Genomic DNA, 4946 nt, shown 5'->3' with positions numbered 1-4946 from the left:
GGGCATATCGCGTATCTAAAATTTTAGCATTTTTTCTGTTATTATTTTGCGAAAAAATACGCAAAGTAATAACAATATTGTTTATTCTCGTGGGTAAATAAGATATTTGTTTTATAACAAAACAAACTCTTCGGTAAATTATGAAATATCTATTATTTTTATTAATTTCATTCTCTTCTGTATCTTATGGTGCTGTTTCTTGTTCGGATGTTATCAAGTTAGATAATAATATGAGGGTGTATGCACACAAATTAGCTCAGACACAAGCACAAAAAGATATTGAGCTAATGGTAAAAGAAAAAGTGATTACGCCTTACATCGATAACCTTGGGAAACCAACTGATTTTGAATCAATGATATTAAATATAGAAGAAAATTGGTGCTCTGATTTGTCATTATATCAATCGTATTATTATACTTATTTAGCAAATAGACAGGTATTCAATGTAAATTAGTTACCACTTGAAGTATAAAACATAACACTCGTAATGCGACGGAATGAATGATCGTTCATTTTTCATAACGAACAGCAAAGTCCGCTAAAATTTAGCGGACTTTTTGTTGCTTGTGATCACGTTTTAATTCAAATTTCGCTAAAATGAGTCATAACTTCATTGTCATATGACATTAAGGCAAACCCTAATGTCACGCTCTCAAACGAAGTAGTGCTTCAATCATGATTGAAGCCATTTACCTTTACATTGAATGACCTTAAAAATTATTGTTAGAAATATAAATAATTATGGGGTCGTAGGTAACTGGGGTATATTTCAGTTCTTAATTGTTTTGGTATTAAGTGAACTCATGAAAATTAACTAATAGTTCACTTACAATGGGTAAAAAAAGTGAATATAAGTGCAAATATCAAAGTGTTTTTAACATATGTATTTTTTGTTGTGATTGTTTTTACGTCAATTGTCATTGCTGCTTTAAATGTTAGATCTACTGTGATAAGTAGTAACGAAACGCGGTTAGAACATTTATTAACTAATGCAGTTAATATGGTCTCTTTCTTTGAAAAAAAATCTGATAATGGCGAGTTGGATGAAAATTTAGCTAAAAAGCTCGCTGCAAATGCGCTTCAAGATCTAGTGTATACGGATAACGAATATATATGGGCAACAGATGAAAATTTGGTGTTTATTGCTGCGCCATTAGATCCACAAATCGTAGGCGAAAAATTTAGTGAGATTATTGGAGAAGAGGCTGAAAATAATTTAAGAAGTCAGTTAGTTAATGCCTTAGGCAGTGTAGTTACTTATTCATGGCTATCTACTAACCTCAATGTTACTACCGAAATTAATTCAATAGCAGTAAAAAGTCAGCGTTGGCATTGGTATTTAGGTAGTGGTATACAGGATAAAGTCGCTCAAGATATCTTCTATGCTTTTTTATCTAAAGGAATATTCATCGGTATTGTCGTTAATTTATTTGTTGGATTATTTATTTTCTTTTCTTTTAGAAACTATAAAATCACGTTAGGTAGTGAACTGGATAATATTTTGACTATTTTTGATAAAATGGCTAATGGTGATTTATCCAGTAAATTTGAAGTAACCGGTAAGGAAACGGGTATTTATGCGTCAATAATTGCTCTTAATGAAAAACTCTCAAGTGTGATTAATTCTTCTTTTCATATTTCTGAAAATGTAACAGTGTCTGCTGAAGAATTAACGGTGGTTATGCAAAATATAGCTAACAACACTCAAAGTGAATTATCACAAATGGAAGCAATTTCAACCGCGATTAGTGAGTTATCAAGTACCTCAAAAGAAGTATCTTTAAACGCAGTTCAGGCAGAAGAAGAGACCATTAAAGCAAGTGATAATGTACAGCGAGGTAATAAAGCGTTAGATGAATCTATTTTACTAACTAAAAGTATTAATAGCTCAGTACAAGAAACGGCACATATGATTGAGACACTAAAAAATAATGCGATTGATATTGGTGATGTTACTAGTGTTATTAGCGCTATCTCAGAGCAAACTAATTTATTAGCGTTAAATGCTGCGATTGAAGCCGCTCGTGCAGGAGAGCAAGGACGAGGTTTTGCTGTTGTAGCTGATGAAGTTAGGAGCCTAGCCGCAAAAACTCAAGAGTCGACAAAAAATATTCAAGCGATAATAGCTAAACTTCAAGACCAATCAGAAAAAGTGAATGAAAATATGATGCTTAATGTGACCGCTATTCAAGAGTCAGTTGCATTATCAGAAAATGTAAAGGCGTCATTTTCTGATATTGCTTATTCAGTACAAGCGATATCAGATATTAATGAGTTAGTTACAACCGCTTCACAAGAGCAATACAGCGTGACGGAAGAAATAGCTAGAAATACAATGAGTACGTTTGATTTAGTGAGAGATAATGTTGCAGCGATAAATCAAACCCAGCAAACAGCTAATGAGTTAGCTTTATTGGCTGAAAAGCAAAATCAAGAGCAGTCTTTCTTTAAATTAAATGGATAATTTAATATAACTTTTAAAGTAAGAATCGTAAAGGTCGCCTAAAATTTGGCGGCTTTTTTTCTTAGATTTGGATCACGTTTTAATTCAAATATCGCTAAAATGAGTCATAACTTCATTATCATGTGACATTAAGGCATACTCTAATGTCATAGATGATTTTTAAAGTATAGATATTGCTTAACTTCTTCTTTATGTATTACACTGTATACAACGTAATACATAAATTGGAGATTTAACATGGCCTCAATGTCAGTGCGAATTCCTGATAGTTTAGAGCAACAACTATCTTATCTAGCTGAATCAACAGGTAGAACAAAATCATGGCTAGCAAAACAAGCTCTTCAAGATTATTTAGAAAAAGAGTCATGGCAGATAGCAGAAATAAATAAGGCAATAAAAGAAGCTGATTTAGGCGATTTTGCTTCAAATGAAGATGTGTCATTTATCTTTAATAAATGGGGCGTAAATGAAAATTAAATGGCTAAATACAGCTTTGGTCAATCTTGATTCAGCAGCAACTTATTTATATGAACGAAATCCGAATTCAGCAGAAATCTTTATTCGAGAAGTGAAAAGTTTAACAGAACACCTAAAAGAACAACCATCATTAGGGAGAAAGGGAAGGGTATTTGGAACTAGAGAGCTTATATTAACTAACTTTCCTTATATAATCCCTTATCGAATAAAAGATGATAATGTTGAGATATTAAGAGTATTTCCAACCAAAATGAAATTACCAAAGAAGTGGTGAGATCACTGCCATAGTCAGAATTGCAAAGGTTGCCTAAATTGACGGCCTTTCTTTTAGCTAGCGATCACGTTTCTCTTCAAATATAACTCAAACTAAGCATAACTCTATTGTCATATGGCAGTGGGTCAGACCCTAATATCACGAGGTTTGCCGCATTGTTAAAAATAGAAATTACAGAATAATTGTTGATTAGAAAACTTTATATTTGGTTGCCCTATAAATTATTCAAGAAGCGTTAATATAAAAAGGAGGCCAGTTTGGACCACTATAATTAGCCCCATTCACCAATAACCATTTCAGTTGTAAATGCAGGACCAAAAGCTGATAACACACCTTTATCTCCTATTTTTCTTTCTGTAAAATGTCTTTTTAAAATGTCAATAACGGCAACACTTGAGGTATTACCTGTAAGTTTTAAGCATTCTCTGGAGTGATGTAAAAGCATTTGAATTAAGTTGTAAACAACGTTCAATTTCATCTAAAATTCTTTTCCCTCCAGTATGTGAGATGAAAAAATCAATATCATCTACTGAGCCTAATTCTGATACTATAAAATCCCACATATAAGGAGCAACTAACTCAACTGAATACATTACATTTTTATTAAGAGAAAATTGAAAACCATTATCAGTGATATTATATTGGATATAAGATTCGGTTTTTTGTCTACAATACTTTTAATCTTAAGGATATGCGCTTCTGCGTAAAAATTGTATTCCTCTTCATTGTAGGCTTGCATAGCAAAAGATTTGAAATCAGTAACTATGTTACTCATTACTTTGTTATCTACGTGATCTTCTTTGAATGACAGGGTGATGTGTAAATAACGTTGAGAATTAGGATTCATGCCATTAATGATGAGTTCCGTTGTTTCTAAACCCCCACCAAGAACAATTCTATGGTCTATTTCATCTCGTGTGTGTTCACGGCCATTCTTGATATTATTACGTAGGTAATCGCTTATTCCTGAGCTACCGCCACTGACTCTAATTAACATCATTAATTCCTTTTATTAAAAGGGCTGAGATAGTTTCAATATCTTTAATGGCCTTATTCATTCTGTCTTTGGTGATGATCCCAGCCTTATTGCCGATGTGAATTTGCTTAGCGATTTGGTTGAGGTTGTTAGAGCTTTTACTGAATAGGAAAATCAAATTTTTCTTATCAAAGGTGTCTCCATCTTTTCTAACGACGATGCTTTTTTTAATACAATAGTCGCTGAGTCTAAAGTGGTAATATCTCAACAAAATAATTAAAAGATTTTGAAGCATCATCTTTTGATAAAGATTAATTCTTTGTCATGAATTAACTGCAAAAACTGTCTATTGTCGACCTCTGCAGAATGTAATATATGCAAAATCACCAATACTGTGATAACTTTTTGAAATTGTTACAAGTTGAAATGTATTAATACACATAATTAATAGCCAATTTTGGGGAAAACACATACAAATGATATGTCTTTATTACTTATCGGATTAAATGATGATAAAAATATTATTTGCTTCAAGTGTAGTTGCTTCTCTTATATCTCTTAATGTGTCGGCGGCATCAATTTCAACTTCTGAAGTTGAGATTGTCCAAAAGAAATGGGGTGAAGGTATTGTTGAAATTGGTAAAGCGAAAAATGAGCGAAAGGCTGCTATTGAACATATTGAAGAGTTCTATGCGTTTGATGACGGTCAAGTATTATTTAAACCTACCTTGGCATCTGTTGACCAGTTTAGAGG

7 protein-coding genes and 1 pseudogene are annotated in these 4946 nt (G+C 32.5%); 5 read left to right on the top strand and 3 right to left on the bottom strand.

What is annotated here, in order from left to right:
- Positions 1-140 precede the first annotated feature (140 nt).
- The 4 genes from PX700_RS21605 to PX700_RS21590 all read left to right on the top strand — a co-directional run bounded on the left by PX700_RS21605 (position 141) and on the right by PX700_RS21590 (position 3216).
- Positions 141-455 carry a hypothetical protein gene (locus PX700_RS21605; protein WP_446701394.1) on the top strand — a complete coding sequence of 105 codons (315 nt, stop codon included), beginning with the start codon at positions 141-143 and terminating at the stop codon, positions 453-455.
- Positions 456-845: 390 nt separating this feature from the next.
- Positions 846-2465: a methyl-accepting chemotaxis protein gene (locus PX700_RS21600; RefSeq protein WP_479521901.1), complete on the top strand. Its 1620-nt coding sequence runs from the start codon at positions 846-848 to the stop codon at positions 2463-2465.
- 237 nt (positions 2466-2702) lie between these two features.
- On the top strand, positions 2703-2942 hold the full coding sequence (locus PX700_RS21595; protein WP_446701392.1) for a CopG family ribbon-helix-helix protein: 240 nt from the start codon (positions 2703-2705) through the stop codon (positions 2940-2942).
- A complete protein-coding gene (locus PX700_RS21590) occupies positions 2932-3216 on the top strand; it encodes a type II toxin-antitoxin system RelE/ParE family toxin (RefSeq protein WP_446701391.1) in 285 nt (94 codons plus the stop codon). Before PX700_RS21595 ends, PX700_RS21590 begins: the two co-directional genes overlap by 11 nt.
- 271 nt (positions 3217-3487) lie before the next feature.
- On the opposite strand, the gene PX700_RS21585 is transcribed toward PX700_RS21590, so the two are convergent.
- From PX700_RS21585 to PX700_RS21575, 3 genes are read right to left on the bottom strand one after another with little or no spacing between them, the layout of a single operon-like run.
- Positions 3488-3694 carry a hypothetical protein gene (locus PX700_RS21585; RefSeq protein ID WP_446701390.1) on the bottom strand — a complete coding sequence of 69 codons (207 nt, stop codon included), beginning with the start codon at positions 3692-3694 and terminating at the stop codon, positions 3488-3490.
- Entirely contained in the window at positions 3618-3851 is a 234-nt protein-coding gene (locus PX700_RS21580) for a hypothetical protein (protein ID WP_446701415.1), read from the bottom strand. The genes PX700_RS21585 and PX700_RS21580 overlap by 77 nt, the downstream gene beginning before the upstream one ends.
- Positions 3809-4216, bottom strand: coding sequence for a hypothetical protein (locus PX700_RS21575; RefSeq protein ID WP_446701389.1), 408 nt, complete (start codon positions 4214-4216; stop codon positions 3809-3811). The genes PX700_RS21580 and PX700_RS21575 overlap by 43 nt, the downstream gene beginning before the upstream one ends.
- A gap of 482 nt (positions 4217-4698) precedes the next feature.
- Here PX700_RS21575 and PX700_RS21570 point away from each other — a divergent pair.
- Positions 4699-4946 (top strand): annotated as a pseudogene (locus tag PX700_RS21570) (hypothetical protein); the annotation flags it as partial.

It is taken from the genome of Pseudoalteromonas sp. TP27 (assembly GCF_056470645.1).
Note: the sequence above shows the minus strand (reverse complement) of the source record. Positions and strands in the feature narration are given on the sequence as shown.